The 17,289-nt window shown below is 57.0% G+C and carries 14 protein-coding genes and 2 riboswitches; of the genes, 9 read left to right on the forward strand and 5 right to left on the reverse strand.

What is annotated here, in order from left to right:
• Positions 1 to 72: 72 nt before the first annotated feature.
• On the forward strand, positions 73 to 348 hold the full coding sequence (locus tag CJP46_RS32765; RefSeq protein ID WP_094599818.1) for an HPr family phosphocarrier protein: 276 nt from the start codon (positions 73 to 75) through the stop codon (positions 346 to 348).
• Entirely contained in the window at positions 341 to 2,050 is a 1,710-nt protein-coding gene (ptsP, locus tag CJP46_RS32770; protein WP_094599819.1) for a phosphoenolpyruvate--protein phosphotransferase, read from the forward strand. Before CJP46_RS32765 ends, ptsP begins: the two co-directional genes overlap by 8 nt.
• A gap of 150 nt (positions 2,051 to 2,200) precedes the next feature.
• Here ptsP and gcvPB read toward each other — a convergent pair whose 3' ends face one another.
• The 3 genes from gcvPB to gcvT all read right to left on the reverse strand — a co-directional run bounded on the left by gcvPB (position 2,201) and on the right by gcvT (position 6,174).
• Positions 2,201 to 3,658, reverse strand: coding sequence for an aminomethyl-transferring glycine dehydrogenase subunit GcvPB (gcvPB, locus tag CJP46_RS32775; protein ID WP_094599820.1), 1,458 nt, complete (start codon positions 3,656 to 3,658; stop codon positions 2,201 to 2,203).
• The gene (gcvPA, locus tag CJP46_RS32780; protein WP_094599872.1) at positions 3,655 to 4,986 is read right to left on the reverse strand and encodes an aminomethyl-transferring glycine dehydrogenase subunit GcvPA; all 1,332 of its coding nucleotides are present in this window, start codon (positions 4,984 to 4,986) and stop codon (positions 3,655 to 3,657) included. Before gcvPA ends, gcvPB begins: the two co-directional genes overlap by 4 nt.
• 81 nt (positions 4,987 to 5,067) lie before the next feature.
• Entirely contained in the window at positions 5,068 to 6,174 is a 1,107-nt protein-coding gene (gene gcvT / locus CJP46_RS32785; RefSeq protein WP_094599821.1) for a glycine cleavage system aminomethyltransferase GcvT, read from the reverse strand.
• Positions 6,175 to 6,454: 280 nt separating this feature from the next.
• Positions 6,455 to 6,551, reverse strand: a riboswitch (glycine riboswitch).
• Positions 6,552 to 6,817: 266 nt separating this feature from the next.
• On the opposite strand from gcvT, the gene CJP46_RS32790 reads away from it, so the two are divergent.
• The 4 genes from CJP46_RS32790 (at position 6,818) to gcvH (ending at position 10,140) form a co-directional block, all read left to right on the forward strand.
• On the forward strand, positions 6,818 to 7,654 hold the full coding sequence (locus tag CJP46_RS32790; protein ID WP_094599822.1) for an ROK family protein: 837 nt from the start codon (positions 6,818 to 6,820) through the stop codon (positions 7,652 to 7,654).
• Between the two features lie 110 nt (positions 7,655 to 7,764).
• A riboswitch (glycine riboswitch) is annotated at positions 7,765 to 7,877 on the forward strand.
• Between the two features lie 219 nt (positions 7,878 to 8,096).
• Positions 8,097 to 8,771, forward strand: a complete 675-nt coding sequence (gene sdaAB, locus CJP46_RS32795) for an L-serine ammonia-lyase, iron-sulfur-dependent subunit beta (protein ID WP_094599823.1) — start codon at positions 8,097 to 8,099, stop codon at positions 8,769 to 8,771.
• A gap of 8 nt (positions 8,772 to 8,779) precedes the next feature.
• On the forward strand, positions 8,780 to 9,700 hold the full coding sequence (gene sdaAA, locus CJP46_RS32800; RefSeq protein ID WP_094599824.1) for an L-serine ammonia-lyase, iron-sulfur-dependent, subunit alpha: 921 nt from the start codon (positions 8,780 to 8,782) through the stop codon (positions 9,698 to 9,700).
• A gap of 47 nt (positions 9,701 to 9,747) precedes the next feature.
• A complete protein-coding gene (gene gcvH, locus CJP46_RS32805) occupies positions 9,748 to 10,140 on the forward strand; it encodes a glycine cleavage system protein GcvH (protein WP_076169681.1) in 393 nt (130 codons plus the stop codon).
• 205 nt (positions 10,141 to 10,345) lie between these two features.
• Here gcvH and CJP46_RS32810 read toward each other — a convergent pair whose 3' ends face one another.
• Positions 10,346 to 10,747, reverse strand: a complete 402-nt coding sequence (locus CJP46_RS32810) for a GtrA family protein (protein ID WP_094599825.1) — start codon at positions 10,745 to 10,747, stop codon at positions 10,346 to 10,348.
• A gap of 347 nt (positions 10,748 to 11,094) precedes the next feature.
• Between CJP46_RS32810 and pulA the strand changes: the two genes are divergently transcribed.
• The 3 genes from pulA (at position 11,095) to CJP46_RS32825 (ending at position 15,074) form a co-directional block, all read left to right on the forward strand.
• Positions 11,095 to 13,428 (forward strand): type I pullulanase, encoded by a 2,334-nt coding sequence (pulA, locus tag CJP46_RS32815; RefSeq protein ID WP_094599826.1) that lies wholly within the window; start codon positions 11,095 to 11,097, stop codon positions 13,426 to 13,428.
• A 187-nt stretch (positions 13,429 to 13,615) separates the two neighbouring features.
• The gene (locus CJP46_RS32820) at positions 13,616 to 14,077 is read left to right on the forward strand and encodes a cupin domain-containing protein (protein ID WP_373558064.1); all 462 of its coding nucleotides are present in this window, start codon (positions 13,616 to 13,618) and stop codon (positions 14,075 to 14,077) included.
• A gap of 364 nt (positions 14,078 to 14,441) precedes the next feature.
• The gene (locus CJP46_RS32825) at positions 14,442 to 15,074 is read left to right on the forward strand and encodes a 50S ribosomal protein L25 (protein WP_094599828.1); all 633 of its coding nucleotides are present in this window, start codon (positions 14,442 to 14,444) and stop codon (positions 15,072 to 15,074) included.
• Between the two features lie 226 nt (positions 15,075 to 15,300).
• On the opposite strand, the gene abc-f is transcribed toward CJP46_RS32825, so the two are convergent.
• A complete protein-coding gene (abc-f, locus tag CJP46_RS32830; RefSeq protein WP_094599829.1) occupies positions 15,301 to 17,274 on the reverse strand; it encodes a ribosomal protection-like ABC-F family protein in 1,974 nt (657 codons plus the stop codon).
• Positions 17,275 to 17,289 lie beyond the last annotated feature (15 nt).

Genomic DNA, 17,289 nt, shown 5'->3' on the forward strand with positions numbered 1-17,289 from the left:
CCAGGATCCCGAGCGGATACTCATGCCTTTTTGGCATTCCACAAAATATTAGTAGAAAGCAGGATGATCATCATGCAGCAAACGTTTAAAATTATCGATGAAGACGGAATTCATGCGCGTCCGGCGACAGCGCTTGTCAATACAGCAACCAAATTCCAGGAGACGGAATGCTTTGCCGAATCCGGCGGTAAAAAGGTCACTCTTAAGTCGATTTTGGGCGTTCTGTCCCTGGACCTGGAACAGGGCGATATCATTTCGCTGATCGCGGAAGGCGGCGATGAGCGCGCAGCGCTGGAAGCGCTTGAAAAGGTCATGGTCGGCGAAGGGCTGGGCGAGATTCATGAATAATATCAAGGGAATCGCGGCATCGGCGGGAATCGCGATCGCCCGCGCATTCATCTTGGAGCACCCGGATTACGCGGTAACCCGCAAGCAGGCGGATGACGTCCAGACCGAGCTTGCCAAGCTGGATGATGCGCTGGCCAAGTCGCGGGTGGAGCTTGAAGCCATCAAAGCGCGGACGCTGGCGGAATTGGGCGAGAAAAAAGCAGAAATTTTCGAGTCGCACTTGCTCATTTTAAGCGACCCGGAACTTATTGATCCCGTGAAGGACAAAATCCGGAGCGAAGCGGTCAATGCGGAATATGCCCTGAATGAGACGGCGGGGCAGTTCATTCAGATGTTCGAAAATATGAAAAGCGCTTATCTTCAGGAACGCGCCGCGGATATGCGGGACGTGACCAAGCGCATCCTGAAGCATCTGCTCGGCCTTCAATACGTGAGCCCATCGGAGATCGACGAGGAAGTTATTGTGATCGCCGAGGATTTGACTCCATCGGACACGGCCGGGTTAAACCGAAAGTTCGTGAAAGGCTTTACGACGAATATCGGCGGAAGGACGTCGCACTCGGCCATCATGGCCCGTTCGCTCGAAATTCCGGCGGTGGTCGGCACGAAAAACGTGCTGGGATCGGTGCACAGCGGCGAGCTGGTGATCGTGGACGGGATTGAAGGAAACGTCATCATCAGTCCGGCGGATGAGGTCATCGCCGAATATACGGCGAAGCAGCAGGCATATGCCAAGCAGATGGAGGAGTGGAAGAAGCTCCGTACGGAACCGACGGTCTCGAAGGACGGGGTTAACGTGGAGCTGGCGGCCAACATCGGTACGCCGAACGACGTGGCGGGCGTCCTTGACAATGGCGGCGAAGCGGTGGGGCTGTACCGGACCGAGTTTCTCTACATGGGCCGCGACAAGCTGCCTTCGGAAAACGTGCAGTACAACGCCTACAAAAACGTGCTGGAGCAGATGAACGGCAAGCCGGTGGTTGTGCGCACGCTGGACATCGGCGGCGATAAGGAGCTGCCTTATATGGATCTGCCGAAGGAAATGAATCCGTTTCTCGGATTCCGTGCGATTCGCCTCTGCCTGGACCGCCAGGACATCTTCCGGATCCAGCTGAGAGCTCTGCTTCGGGCCAGCGTGCACGGCAACCTCCGCATCATGTTCCCAATGATCGCCACGCTAACCGAGTTCCGGGCAGCCAAGGCCGTTCTTCTGGAAGAGAAGGAAAAGCTGGCGGCGGAGGGCATCACCGTCGCAGAAGACATCCAGATCGGGATCATGGTCGAAATTCCGTCAACGGCCGTTCTGGCGGACGTATTCGCCAAGGAAGTGGATTTCTTCAGCATTGGGACCAATGACCTGATCCAGTACACGATGGCGGCCGACCGGATGAACGAACAGGTATCTTACCTGTATCAGCCATATAATCCGGCGATTCTTCGTCTGATCAAAATGGTCATTGACGCCGCGCACCGCGAGGACAAATGGGTCGGCATGTGCGGCGAAATGGCCGGGGACGCCGTGGCGATCCCGGTTCTGCTCGGCCTCGGGCTCGACGAGTTCAGCATGAGTGCCTCGTCCATTCTTCCGGCGCGCAGCCAGATCGCCAAGCTGTCCCGGGCGGACATGGAGCGGCTCGCCGAACAGGCGCTGCAGCTGGGCACGGCGGAGGAAGTGACGCAGCTGGTGGAGAGCATCCGGTAACGCACGGTTTTTACAAGCATAACGCGCATATCTTTATCCTAGCTCGGCTTGTATTCTTCGGAATGCCGGCCTTTTTCATTTATGTATATCCCGACTTGCAGGAGAATACAAAAAAAGAACACCCTGAAAGGGTGCTCTCCAATTCAAAGATTAGCTGCAAGCGCAGTTCAGCACCGGCTTGCGCGCCGCGGTCGTTTCGTCCAGCCGGGTTACCGGCGTGTCGTACGGTGCGTTCAGCAGCAGCTCCGGCTGCTCTTCCGCTTCCTTCGCGATGCGGATCATCGTGTCGATAAAGGCGTCGAGCGTGTCCTTGCTCTCCGTTTCGGTCGGCTCGATCATGATGCACTCCTCCACGTTAAGCGGGAAGTAAATGGTCGGCGGGTGATAGCCGAAATCGAGCAGGCGTTTCGCCACGTCCAACGTACGGATGCCGTATTGCTTCAGAGGGGAGCCCGACATGACGAATTCATGCTTGCATACGCCCGGATACGGAATGTCGAAATAAGGGGCGAGACGGCTCATCATATAGTTGGCGTTCAGCACGGCGCACTCCGATACGCGGCGAAGCCCTTCCGGGCCGTAGCTGCGGATATAGGTGTAGGCACGGACGAGAATGCCGAAGTTGCCGTAGTACGCTTTGACCCGCCCGATGGACTGATCGCTGGCGCCTTCGAGCGTGAACTTGCCCTCTGCCGTCTTCGATACGAGCGGGCGGGGCAGGAACGGAATCAGGCGGCTCTTCACGCCGACCGGACCAGCACCCGGACCGCCGCCGCCGTGCGGCGTGCTCATCGTTTTGTGCAAATTCAGGTGCACGACGTCGAAGCCCATGTCTCCCGGGCGGGTGATGCCCATGATCGCGTTGGAGTTGGCTCCGTCGTAGTACAGCAGGCCTCCGGCCTCATGGACGATGGCGGCAATTTCCTGGATTTGCTCCTCGAACAGGCCGAGCGTGTTCGGGTTGGTGAGCATCAGCGCCGCAGTGTCGCTGCCGACGGCGGTACGCAGGGCGTCAAGGTCGACGAGGCCTTTGTCCGTCGACGGGATCGTGATCGTCTTCAGCCCTGCGACGGTGGCGCTGGCTGGGTTGGTGCCATGCGAGGAATCCGGCACGATCACCTTGTCGCGCTGCTCACCGCGGCTTTCATGGTAGGCGCGGATCATCATGAGACCGGTCCATTCGCCGTGCGCGCCGGCGGCGGGCTGCAGGGTCACGGCGTCCATGCCGGTCAGACCGGCCAAATCTTCCTGCAGGCGGTAGAGCAGCTCAAGCGCGCCCTGGATGCTGTCTTCCGGCTGGTACGGATGGATTTTGGCGAAGCCCGGATAACGGGCGACATCTTCATTCACTTTCGGATTATATTTCATCGTGCAGGAACCGAGCGGATAGAATCCGTTGTCCACCCCGAAATTGCGGCGGGACAGCTCGGTGTAGTGACGGATGACGTCCACTTCGTACACTTCCGGCAATGCAGCCGGCTCCGACCGCAGCATCGAGCTCGGAATCAGCTCTTCGGTTTCCTCTACAGGGACATCAAACTCCGGCAAAGAGTAAGCGATCCGTCCGGGATGGCTCAACTCGAAAATCAACGCTTTTTCCTGAATCATATGCAGCCCTCCAGCGCTAGAGCGAATTGGTCGATCTGTTCTTTGGTGCGTCGTTCCGTGACGGCAATCAGCATATGTCCTTCCAGCTCGGTATAGGCTCTGCCGAGATCGTAGCCGCCGAGGATGCCTTTCTGCAGCAGCTTCGAATTGACCTCGGCCACGCTGGTTCCCTCCGGCAGCTTCATGACAAACTCGTTAAAATACGGGGATGTGAACGGTAAGCTTACCCCGGGAACGCTTCCGAGCCGGCGCGCGGCGTAATGACTCTTCTGCAGATTCAGCTCACTGACCTCGATCATGCCCTGCTTGCCCATGACCGACAGGTACACGGATGCGCAAAGGGCGAGCAGCGCCTGGTTGGAGCAGATGTTGGACGTCGCTTTCTCGCGGCGGATATGCTGCTCGCGGGCCTGAAGCGTCAGGACGAAGCCGCGCTTTCCGTTACGGTCGACCGTCTGGCCCACGATCCGTCCGGGCATGCGGCGCATATGGTCCTGCGACACGGCAAAGAATCCGCAGGTTGGCCCGCCCAAGGAAGAAGGGATGCCGAGCGGCTGCGCGTCCCCTACAACGATGTCAGCCCCGAGCTTGCCCGGCGCTTCGAGAATGCCGAGGGAAATCGGGTTGGTGCTGACGACCATCAGCCCTTTGCTGGCATGGATGAGGTCGCCGATAGCGGCCAAATCCTCGATCGCCCCGAAGAAGTTCGGGCTCTGCACGAGCACGGCTGCCGTTTGGTCGGATACGGCTTCAGCCAGCTCGACCAGATTGGTAACGCCGTTATCGGAAGAGACCTCCACGACGTCAAGACCGAGCCCTTTGGCATACGTGCGGACGACCTCACGGGCTTCCGGATGCACCGTTCTGGACACGAGCAGCTGCTTGCGCTTTGTGGCGGCACTGGACAGAGAGCCGGCTTCGGCGAGGGCGGTGGCCCCGTCGTACATACTGGCATTGGCGACGGCCATGCCGGTCAGTTCGCAAATGTAGGACTGGAACTCAAAGATCGCCTGCAGCTCGCCCTGGCTGATTTCGGGCTGATACGGCGTGTAGGCCGTGTAAAATTCGGAACGGGACACGACATGGTTGATGACCGAAGGAATGTGGTGGTCGTAAATGCCCGCGCCTAGAAAGCTGGCATATTGGTCGGTATTGGCATTTTTTGCGGCAAGCTCCGACAGGTGCGTCGTCAGCGCATATTCATTCAGTCCCGGGGAAACCGGCAGCTCCCCTTTGAATCGGATTTCCTCAGGAATGTCCTTGAACAGGTCCTCCAGGGTAGAGACCCCGATCGTCGCCAGCATTTCCTGCTGGTCCTGTTCGGTCATGGGCAGATAACGGTGTTTCAAGTGGAGTCAGCTCCTTTAGGTTAGGTTGAAAAACGTACCGTGCTGCGGTTGCCTGCTATTTTATTTGCGTTGACGTTTGTAAAACGGGGCGCTTACGACCTTGGCTTTGAGCCGCTTGCCCCGGACGTCGACTTCCACTTCGGTTCCGAGGGCGGAATAGCCGCTTTGCACGAGCGCGAGACCGAGATTGCGCTTCAGTGTCGGGGACTGGGTTCCCGTAGTCACTTCGCCGATTTGCTCGTCCCCCGCATACACGGGATAATGGGAGCGGGGGATACCCCGGTCGATCATTTCGATGCCGACCAGCTTGCGCGGAACACCCGATTCTTTTTGCTGCTGCAGGGCCGCCTTACCGATAAAATCGGCCGCTTTGCCCAGCTTGACAAAGAAGCCGATGCCGCCTTCGAGCGGAGAGATGTCCTTGGACAGCTCTTGTCCGTACAGCGGCAGCTTCGCTTCGAAGCGGAGCGTGTCGCGGGCGCCAAGCCCTGCCGGGATCAGACCCGAACTCTCGCCCTGCTGAAGCAATCCGCTCCAGACCGCAGGTGCATCCTGCGCGGCCAGATAGATCTCATAGCCGTCTTCCCCGGTATAACCGGTGCGGGAAATCAAGGTGCTTGCACCGAACAGATTCACATTCCGGATAAAATGAAATGGAGCAAGCTGCTGGAGATCGGTATCGACCAGCGGCTGCAGCACCGCTTCGGCGTTCGGCCCCTGAAGAGCCAGCAGCGCGGTTCCGTCGGACTCGTTCACCATGTTCACGCCGGCCGGCCGGTGTTCCTGAAGCCAGGCCCAATCCTTGTCGATGTTGGATGCGTTTACGACCAGCATGTAGGACTCCTCGCCGAGCTTATAGACGAGCAGGTCGTCGACCACGCCTCCGTCCGGATAGCACATGGCGCTGTACTGCGCCTGACCTGGCTCGAGAACCGATACGTCATTGACGGTCACGAGCTGGAGGAAGTCCTCCGATCCCGGTCCGTCAACCTTGAATTCGCCCATGTGGGAAACGTCGAAGAGCCCGGCAGCCTCGCGGACCGCCTCATGCTCTTTGTGGATGCCGCTGAACTGGACGGGAAGCTCCCATCCGCCAAAATCGATGCAGCGGACGCCGGGAATCTGCGCATAGAGGGGAAAAAGCGGTGTTCTTTTCAATTCGGACATGAGTCACCTCGGTTTTCACGTGTTTCCACGAATTAGTCAGGCTTTTCATCACGACAATTTCATTCATGCAGCACAAAAAAGGACAGGGCGAAAGAAGAAGCATGCGCTGCGCACACTTTCTTTCAAGCTCTGTCCTTGGTACCTGAGAGTTACCTTACTGATTCCGGTGAATGAAGCTGCCCGGGACTTCACAGGCGAAATTCGCGCTCCACATCAACCCCGGGCAACCAGCAAGTTTCCCCTTGGGTGATTCTTACGTTCAGAATTCTCTCCAGAGATGCGTCCGGTAATCGTCCTTTTGCCTGAGAGATTCACCCGGGTCCGGGCTTACTCCTTCGGCGTTACTGCTCGGCAGTAATCTCTCCCATTACCATCATCCGCTATACGATTGTTTGTTCACGACATCATAAAGCTCGAATCAAATGTTCGAGTTCGTTCTATATATTATTAATACTCAAAGTACAAACCCGTGTCAACAACATTATCATAACGCCTATTCACGAATATTACAATGAATATATACTGATAATGTTCGATTTTGAGTGTTTTGGTCTGTGGGGAGCATCCGGGGATATTTAATCGTCCCCGAGCCGCCCCCCACCGGAAGCCGCAAATCAGGATTTATTGGGGAGGAGTCGTTGTTATGAAGAACGTTGTAGGCGTTGATATGGGATGCACTAAAATGCTGATGGTTGCCGAGGTGGATGGACAGCTTGTCGAGCATAAGGTCCCTACCGGGCTGGAATGTTCGCTGGAGTACCTGGCGGGTGAGATTGACCGTTTTATTTCAAAACTTCCGTACGAGCCGGAAGGATTGGGCATCGCGCTTCCGGGGCTCGTTGAAGGAGATCGCCGTCTGCAGTTTTCCGATATCCGCGCGCTGTGCGGGGTGACGGCAGACGATTTTGCCAAGGGACGCTTTACCTGCCGGCTTATCAATGACGTGAAAGCGGCGACGGTTGCCGAGTCGGTGAACTATCCGGAGAAGGATACGGTCGCGGTCATCATGGCCGGTTCGGGGCTGGCGCTCGGAGTCTATTCCAAACAGCGAATGTATACCGGCGCAGGCGGTTTTGCCGGGGAGCTGGGATACACCGTCATTGCAACCGAAGCCGGACCGCGCAAGGTGGACGAATTGGCGGGCGGTATTGGAATTCTCGCTGCGGCCGGCTGTGATATCGATGCCTTCCTCTCCAAGGTCCGGGATGGAGACGGCGATTCGTTGGCATTGCTGGAACGCGCCGGCTTTTACTGCGGGCTGGCGATCACCAACGTGCTGCATCTGTTTAACCCGGACGTTCTCGTGATAGGCGGCAGCACATCCACTTACCCGGGGTATATGGACAGCGCTTTGCGGACGGCCGAGAAGCATACGCTGCCGGACATGTTCAAAGCTTGCTCCTTCACATTCCCGAAAGACGGCAAGCGGATCGTGGCGCTCGGAGCGATGGAATATTTGCGCACGGGAATGGAGTTTTAGGCGGGGCGGCATATGTTGTATTGACACCCGTATTCGCTCTGCTTTATTCTTAGTTCAGAGTTTAGAAAAGAAGACGGATCGCTTGGAAACGAAATGAATATCCAGCGGATGAACGCGCGCGGGAGAGACCGCCCATCGTATAAGGGCGGCACCGAAGGAGCAAGCTGCAGGTAGGCACATGCAGGCAGCTAATCTCTCAGGTACAAGGAACCGCCGCGGGACGCGGCTCTGGAGAGAGCTATACGGCCACCCAAGGGGAACGCGGCATACACTGCCGCACAAACTCTCAGGTACAAGGGACAGAGAAAAGGTGCTAATGCCTTTTTTGCTGTCCTTTTTTCTATTGTCAGGGGCAAGGACCATTACAGCAATACTTCAAAAAGGACGATTCAAACCCATCGCCAAGCGCGTCGAAAATAGCTAACGGGGAGCGTAGAACCAAGTGAGATTTAAAAATGTATTTTCCATCATCGGTCCCTCTATGGTGGGACCTTCCAGCTCGCACACCGCGGGTGCGGTACGCATCGGCAGAGTGGCGCGGCAGCTGCTGGGCTGCCAGCCGGAGACAGCCAAGATGACGCTGTTCGGTTCCTTTGCGGAGACATATTGGGGGCATGGAACCGATTTGGCACTGACCGCCGGGCTGATGGATTATGAAACGGATGATCAGCGGATTCCGCAGGCGGACGTTCTGGCCGAAGAGGCTGGCATGACTCTGGAATGGGTGCAGGGCCGGGGCAACGGACCGCATCCGAACTCGGTCAAAATCCAGCTTACCGGGGGCGGTCGGACAGCTGAAATCGTAGCCGCCTCGATTGGCGGCGGGACGATCGCGGTATACTCGCTGAACGGATTTGACGTGCAGATTACGGGGGAATACCCGACCCTGGCGGTGAAGCATTCCGACAGTCAGGGAGTTCTGGCCAACATGACCGCGCTGCTCAGCCGGGACGGATATAATATCGGATATATGGATGTGGACCGCAAGGGACGCAGCGGGGATGCGATGACCGTGTTCGAGCTGGACTCCGCTCCGGGGGAGAGCACCATTCAGGACATCTGCAAGCTGCCCCACATCAAAGAAGTAACGATGATCGATTTGACCAAAAGGAGATAAAACGTCATATGAGATTCGAGACCCTCGAACAGCTGGCGGACATTTGCCGCCAGGAGAACAAGACGATTGCCGAGGTTATGCTTGAGGATCAGGCTCGGGAAACGGGCGTTTCCCCCGAGGAAGTGTTCCGGCAAATGGCTGAATACTACGGCGTGATGAAGGAAGCGGTGCGCCAGGGGCTTACCGGCAACACCAAGTCGCGGAGCGGACTCACCGGCGGCGATGCCAAAAAGGTGTCCGATTACATGCAGCAGGGGGAGACATCGCTTGGCGGTCCTGCGGCCGAGGCGATGGCCTACGCGCTGGCGGTATCGGAGGTGAACGCCTCGATGGGACGCATTATCGCGACGCCGACGGCCGGCTCATGCGGAATCATCCCCGGGGTGTTCGTCAGCGCCCAGGAACGCTTCGGCTGGGAAGACGAACATTTGGTCAAGGGCTTGTTCTGCGCCGGTGCCATAGGTTATGTTATAGCCAATAACGCCTCGATCTCGGGGGCGGAAGGCGGCTGCCAGGCGGAAGTCGGTTCGGCGATCGGCATGGCCGCGGGCGCCATGGTCGAGCTGCGCGGCGGCACGGCCCAGCAGGCTGTACATGCCGTAGGCCTGGCGCTGAAGAACTGCCTTGGACTGATCTGTGATCCGGTGGCCGGGCTGGTGGAGATCCCCTGCATCGTCCGCAACGGACTGGGGGCCGTCACCGCGTTGGCGGCATCGGACATGGCTCTTGCCGGCGTGGGCAGCGTCATCCCGGCCGATGAAGTGATCGGCGTCATGCTGGAAGTTGGAAGCGCCATGCCGGCCAAGCACCGCGAGACAGGTAAGGGCGGACTCGCACAGACGCCAACGGGCCGCAAGCTGACCAAGGAACTGGTGGAACAACGTCGTAGAAAGGCCAAAGAAGCCAAAGCGCCTGCCAAGGAAGACTAGAAGATGTACCGCATCCCAAAATTGAAATCAAAGGAGACGCGAAATCGATGAGCAATGTGAAGGAGAACCGTTGGTACAGCAAGGATCATGAATGGGTGGAAAAGGCAGGCGGATCTGTGGTCCGCATCGGGATCAGCGACTTCGCCCAGCACCAGCTGGGGGACATCGTGTTTGTGGAGCTGCCGGAAGCCGGCGCCGACGTGGCGGCCGAAGAGAGCATCGGAACGATCGAGTCGGTCAAAACCGTTTCGGATCTGTTTAGTCCGGTGAGCGGCAAGGTGACCAAAATCAACGATGCGTTGGAAAGTGAACCGGAGCTGGTCAACAGCGAGCCGTACGACGGAGGCTGGATGATCGAGGTAGAGGTTGAAGGAGACTTGGACGAGCAGCTGCAATCGCTGCTGACGGCAGAGCAGTACGAGCAATTTTTGAACGAGTAATAACCATACAAGAAAAGGGGCTGGGGCACTTCGTGCCGCGGCCCCTTTGTTTTTAAGATTATAGAATTTATAAATGTTCAGCGGAGCTGAACCCATTCTATAATCGCAAGAAAAACTACCGCTAAACGCGGTCTGTCCTCTATGAAGGTATGCCGATAGACGTTTTTCTTGCGAATCGGATCCGCAGACCCGGTAGCTGCTCCTGTTACTCCGGCGTCGTGCTGGCCCTGTTTTGTCCTTGATCGCGGAAGACCCACTTCCGGCTCATAAAGTAATTGACGAAGACGCCGAGTACGGTGACGGCCAGCTTGGCGGCAATGAGCGGAATCCGGCCGTCCAGCACATGCAGCAGGAGGGCGGTTAAACCGGCGATAGCTATATTTACCGCGGCAAAACGGATCATCTCGGCGGGGTCCCTGCGGGTTGTCCGCTGAAAGGTCCAGCGGCGGTTCCATACATAACTGTTCAGCATCCCGGCGGCATAGGAAACGACCTGGCCGAGAACGCTGCCTAGGAAAGGCTGCACGATCAGAAATACGACGAAATCAACGGCGGTATTCAGGATGCCGACGATGCCGAAACGGATGAACTGCACCGGCGCTTTCATACGGCACCTGCAGCGCGGGATATTTTCATAACAATTCCCTCCAGCTTGCTAATTCATAATGATCGGAATTCGATTTGTCGTTACGAGTATGATGGGATGCATCCGCAACCTAAAAGGAATGTGCCCTGTTTCTATTATCCTATGATTTTAAAGTGCCGTGCAACTATGGGGCTACTGGTAGCGTACAAGCATATAATGATTTAAGGATGCAGTTACACCTGCCCGGGAAATTTGGGCAGGGAAAAGCTTATAGAACCCCTTACAAATGGCAAGAAAGTAACATAGGATGTAGTGAAAGCGATTTTTTTTGGCATTTATTCAGGTAAACCATGGTGGTGAGATGAATCATGATGAATAACGTGGAAATATATGAAGGCGGCGACCTGGGATGTCATTATACGCATCTTGAAAGTATATTCAAAGTTTGGGCGCCGACGGCGGCGAAGGTTTCCCTCGCCTTGTACGAAGATGCAGGGACTCATAACGGCGGAGCGCTTATTGATCACGCCGGAGGGTTCGAAATCGGCATGAGACGCGGCGAAGGCGGTGTTTGGTTTCTTCGTTTCAGCGGCGATTTGGCCGGAAAATATTATATGTACAAAGTGGAGCACCCGGACGGGCAGGAATCGTATGTGGTCGATCCGTACGCCCGGGCGGTCAGCGTCAATGGACAGCGGACGGCCATCGTCGATGTGAAGGCTGCGAGCCCGGAGGGCTGGGAGGAGGATGAAAGCCCTGATCTTCTCGGGGTGGAAGACTCGGTACTCTATGAACTGCATGTCAGGGATTTTTCGATCAGCCCGGATTCAGGGCTCCAGTATAAAGGCAAGTTCAAGGCGTTTACGGAGACAGGCGTGACAGACGCATCCGGTAATCGGCTTGGCATCGATCATTTGGTTGAGCTCGGCGTGACGCATGTCCATCTGCTGCCGATCTTTGATTTTTCGACGGTGAACGAGCTGGAGGTTGATGATCCGGATTCAGCAGAACCCAAATTCAACTGGGGTTATGATCCCCAGCATTACAACGTGCCGGAAGGCTCCTACGCGACCGACCCGCGTAGCCCCGAAATCCGGATCCGGGAGTGCAAGGAGATGATCATGTCCATGCACCGCAAAGGAATCCGGATCGTGATGGACGTGGTATACAATCATACCTACTCCTCGGGGGACAGCCTGTTTGAGAAGACTGTGCCGGGTTATTTTTACCGGACCGATGCATCAGGGCGGTTCAGCAACGGCTCCGGCGTCGGCAATGAGCTCGCAACCGAGCGCCCGATGGTCCGCAAGTACATCAAGGATTCCCTGCGCTATTGGGCGGAAGAATACCATATCGACGGGTTCCGTTTTGACCTGATGGGTTTGATCGACACGGACACGATCGCGCAAATTACCGAGGAGCTCCGCCGGGAGAACCCGAGACTGCTGATCTATGGAGAGCCTTGGACAGGCGGTGAAACGCCGCTGAAGCAGCAAACCTTGAAAGGATCCCAGAGGGGCAAAGAATTTGCCGTTTTCAACGACAACTTCCGGGGAGCCGTCAAGGGAGACAGCGACGGTGCGGGAAGGGGCTTCGCCACGGGGCAGCCCGGTATGGAAAAGGAGGTATGGGTCGGCGTTCAGGGGGCGATCGACGATTTCGCCGGATCGCCCACGGAGACGATCAACTACGTCACGGTCCACGACAACCTTAACCTGTGGGATAAAGTGCTGGTTACGCAGGGACTGGGAAACGACCTGATCCGCGACATCGTTAACGGTAAACTGCCCGGAGGGGGGAGCCTTGAGGAAGCGGTCGCGGCTGTCGACCCTTACCGGTGCATCGACCGGGACCGGCTGTTGGAGAACGAAATGGTGCGGAGAGCGCTGCTGGCCAACGGCATCGTGCTGACTTCGCAGGGCATTCCGCTCATCGCTGCGGGCGACGAGCTGCTCCGCAGCAAGTTCGGTGACCACAACAGCTACCGGAGCGGGGATGCGATCAATGCCATCCGCTGGAGCAACAAGTCACGATTCCTGCCGGTGTTCGAATATTACCGGGGGCTGATCGCACTTCGTCGCGCCCACCGGGCGTTCCGTATGACGGACAAGGAGCAAATCAAGCGGCATCTGGAGGTTATGCGCTGCGACAGCAACGTCGTCGCTTACCGGCTGAAGGATCATGCCAACGGCGATACGTGGAAAAATATCATCGTCATCTACAACGCAAACGTGCGGGAGGCAAAGGTCGACATTCCATTTTCCATTACGGGCTGGAAGGTCGCCGTCAAAAATCTTCAGGCGCGGAACGGGGCGCTGGAGCTGATCGTCGACGAAACGGTGAATGTCCCCGGCCTGTCGGTCATGGTTCTGTATGAGGAGGAAGGCGGACGTCCGCGCCCGCTCAAGACGGTGGAGCTGCATTATGAGCGCCAGGACCGCAAATACGACGGCTGGAACTTGTGGGTATGGGGCAGCGGCATGCGGGAACGCCGGGTTGATTTTGACCGGATGGAGGATGGACGCGCGGTGGCGACGATATATGTTCCTCTGAACGTGCAGGAAATCGGATATATCGTGCGACTGAACGAGTGGGAAGCGAAGGACTGCGACCAGGACCGGTTTATCAAGCTCGGTTGGCATCACAGCAAGCTGAAGGTGCTTGTCCGGAGCGGAACGGACGATTGGAAGAAGATCAGCTGAGGCTCGGGGATCGGGCGGAGTTCGTCTATGTAAGGTGGCGGTTCGGGCGGCAGTATGACGGAAACATCAGAACCTTCTTGCTATATCCAGGGATGGGGATGCATGCATTTTACAAAAACGGGTGATTCCTATAAAGTAAAATGAGATTCCCTTGGATAGGGTGATATATAAAAGAGAAAGAAGGCTTATGATGACCGAGAAACTGCTGTCGCCTCTGGTGAAAACCTTTGACATGCTGCCCCATCCCGAGGGCGGGTGGTACAAGGAGCTATGGAAGGCGTCCTTTGAAATCCCGAAAGACGTGCTGGACCCCAAGTATTCGGGTTCGCGCCCTTCGGCCACATCGATTTATTTCCTGCTGCATCCGGAGGAATCCTCCGCGTGGCACCGCGTTTATTCCGATGAATTGTGGCTGTGGCACTCCGGCAGCCCGCTCGAGCTGCTGCTCGGAGGCGATGGGGAACAGCCGGGCGAAGAGAAAAAAATCATTCTGGGAATGGACGTCGAGAAAGGCGAGGTGCCGCAGGCGCTCGTTCCGGCCAATGTATGGCAAGCGGCTAAACCGCTGGGCGATGAGCCGGTGTTCGTCTCGTGCATTGTTTCCCCCGGCTTTCATTTCGACGATTTTACGATGATATCCGGAAAATAAAAGGTTCGGCAACGGCACGTCCGCTTTGCCGATTAGCACAAAGTCCCGCACGGTTGCGATAACCGCTGCGGGATTTTTATGATATAAGAACGTGTAAGCTCGGAGTCTGGGCTTCCTCATATCGCAAGATAAACCAGCGCTAAAGGCGGTCTGACTACCTTGAAGATGCGTCGATAGAGGTTTTTGTTTAGATATAATGCTCCAGCTCTTGGAGGCATCGCGGCTGGGCGATACACTCCGTTTTGCTTCGCTTGAGTCGGCTGTTTTCCAGCTGCAGTGTTTTGATTTCGCCAAAAATGGGTAATACATAGATATGCCTGTGCACTGCAGCAGACAGATTAAATATCAGAGGAGGTTGTAAAAGATGACATCTCATTCTCTTACAGCAGAACGAAGAACCGACACGAAGCATTCGGGCTTGCGCAGCTTGAGACAAAGTGGACGCATTCCGGCTGTGGTTTACGGGACGCAGACCGAGAGCATGCCGATCAGTGTCGATGCGAAGGAGCTGGCCAAAGTTGCCAGAACTGGCCGGTCTGAAGTGTTCAAGCTGAAGGTGGAAGGCTCGTCGGATCTTGACGTGATCATCAAGGAATATCAGCGCAAAGCTGGCGAGTGGATGCATGTGGACTTCATGCATATCTCCGCCAACAAGCCGATCAAGGTTCGCGTTCCGATCGATTTCCAAGGTACGGCTGCCGGCACCAAGGTGGGCGGCGTGCTTCAGCATCAGGAGACCGAGCTTGAAGTCGAGGCGCTTCCTGCAAACCTGCCTTCCTCGATTACGGTGGATGTATCGCATATGGAAATCGGCGACAAGCTGGTGGCTGGAGATATCCAGCTGCCATCCGGTGTAGCGCTCGTGGCTTCGTCCGAAGAGCTGGTCGCTTCCGTAACGGCATCTCGCATGGCGACTGAGGCCAAGGCTGCGGACGAATCCGTGGCTGCGGAGGGTGAAGAAGCGGCGGAACCCGCTGCAGAAGACAACAACGAATAGAACGGCTTTTCATATACATGCTTATAGGGAAAACCCCCTGGTCATTCATGATCAGGGGGTTTTTGTTGCGTGCGGCGTGTGAGAGGGCGCGGTCAAAAACGTAAAAACCGAGAGCTGCAGCTGTATGTGGCCGGTGAGGCCGCGGCCCCACCCATAACCCAGGGCACCTTTCCGCCCGCGACCTCGCCGCAAACCCACCTGCCAAGCGGGTCTCAGCTTCGCTCGCTTACGCGTCCTGCAGCTCCATCCACCGCTCATATGCCGCATCCAGCTTCGCCTGCAGCAGCTCCCGCTCTGCATGAAGCTCCTGCAGGCGCGCCAGATCGGATGCGGCGCTCTCCTTCAGCATGTCGGCATCGACCTGTCCGAGCTGGGCTTCGAGCTCCTTGATCGATTGCTCAAGCGAAGCGAAAGCGGGGGCGTCGTTCTTCCGGGAACGCCGCTCGCCGGCATTGGCGCGGGCAGCAGCCGGCTTGGATCCCGGCTCTTCGCCCGTTATGCCGGTTGCCGCGCCACGCGAGCCGTGGGCTTCTTCCTTCCGCTGCTGCGCTGCCAATTCGACCTCGCTCTGTTTGCGGATTTCCTGTTTGTAATCCTCAAAGTTACCGATGAAGGAGCGGACACGCTCGTGATCCAGGCTCCAAATTTTTCTAGCCAGTCTGTTGATAAAATACCGGTCGTGGGACACGCCGAAAATGGTGCCAGGAAACTCCTCCAGTGCCTCTTCCAACGCTTCCCTGGCGTCAATGTCCAGATGGTTGGTCGGTTCATCCAGAATCAGCAGATTGGGCTTCTGCTCCATCAGGATGGCGAAGCGCAGCCGCGTCCACTCCCCGCCGGAGAGGCTGCGGATGTCTTTGAATACATCGGCCCCGTAGAACAGGAAGCGCGCCAGCCTGCCGCGGGCTTCACCTTCCTCGATACCGGCCTGTTCCCGGTAGTACTGCAGCACGTTCTGCTTGACGGACTCCGGCGTTTCCTCCTGTGCGAGGTAGCCGATGCTGACGCGCGAGCCGACGGCCACGCTGCCTTCCGTCGGATCGAGCTGGCCAAGGACCAGCTTGATCAGCGTGCTTTTGCCGCTTCCGTTGCCGCCGAGCAGCATCACGGTTTCCCCGTACCGCAGCGTTTCGTTTACGCTTTTGAACAAGGTGCGCGTGCCATATGATTTGGCCAACTCCTCGAACACGAGCACCTGCTTGCCGGAACGGTCTTCCTGCTGCAGTGCCAAATCCATCGTCTTGCGTTCAAGCACTGGACGCTTCAGCTTCACCATCCGGTCGAGCGCCTTCTGCATGGAGGCGGCCCGGCGGTGGAATCCGGCGTTCGGCGGATTGGAACGGTTGCCCCACTCGATCAGTTGTTTGATGCTTTCCTGCATCTTTTTGATTTTTTTCTGCTGCTCCTGGTAATCGGCAAACTGCTGCAGCAGCCGCGCTTCCTTTTCCTTCTGATAACCGCTGTAGTCGGTATGGTAGGTAAAAGCTTCCCCGTCTTCAATCTCGACCACCTTGGTCACGAGTTTGTCGAGAAAATAACGGTCATGCGATATCGTGAGCACTGTGCCGCGGTATTCCTTCAGGAATTGCTCCAGCCATTCAATTGCCGCCATATCTAAATGGTTGGTCGGTTCATCCAGCAGGAGCACATCAGGCTGCTCAAGCAGCAGGGAGGCGAGCCCGATTTTCGTCTTCTCTCCGCCGGAGAGGGAGGCGAAGGGGCGGCTGTACTGGCTCGCGGGGATGCCGAGGCCGCCGGCGATGCGGTCAATGGTCGCCTCCATTTCATAGCCGCCGGCCGCTTCGAACCGTTCCTGCAGCCTGCCGTATTCAGCGAGCCACTGCTCCGATTCTTTGCCGCCGGAAGCGGAAGGGCCCGACATCAACGCCTCCAGCTCGCGCATCCGCCGCTGCCATTCGAGCGGCGCGGCAAAAGCGCGCAGCATTACGTCGTACACCGATTCGCCGTTTCCGGCTTCGGGAATTTGGGCGAGGAAGCCGGTCTTGGCTCCCCGCGAAATGGAGATCTCGCCTTTGTCGGCCTTATCGCCGCCGTTCAACAAGTGGAGCAGCGTCGTTTTTCCGCAGCCGTTACGGCCGATCAGCGCCGCTTTTTCCCCTTCGCGGATTTCAAAGGATACATCGGACAGAACGAGCTGGGCACCATGGTACTTTTGTATGTTTTTGCATTGAATCATCATCGTATTTTCCTCCAT

Source organism: Paenibacillus sp. XY044 (assembly GCF_002257645.1).
Lineage (GTDB): Bacteria > Bacillota > Bacilli > Paenibacillales > Paenibacillaceae > Paenibacillus_AQ.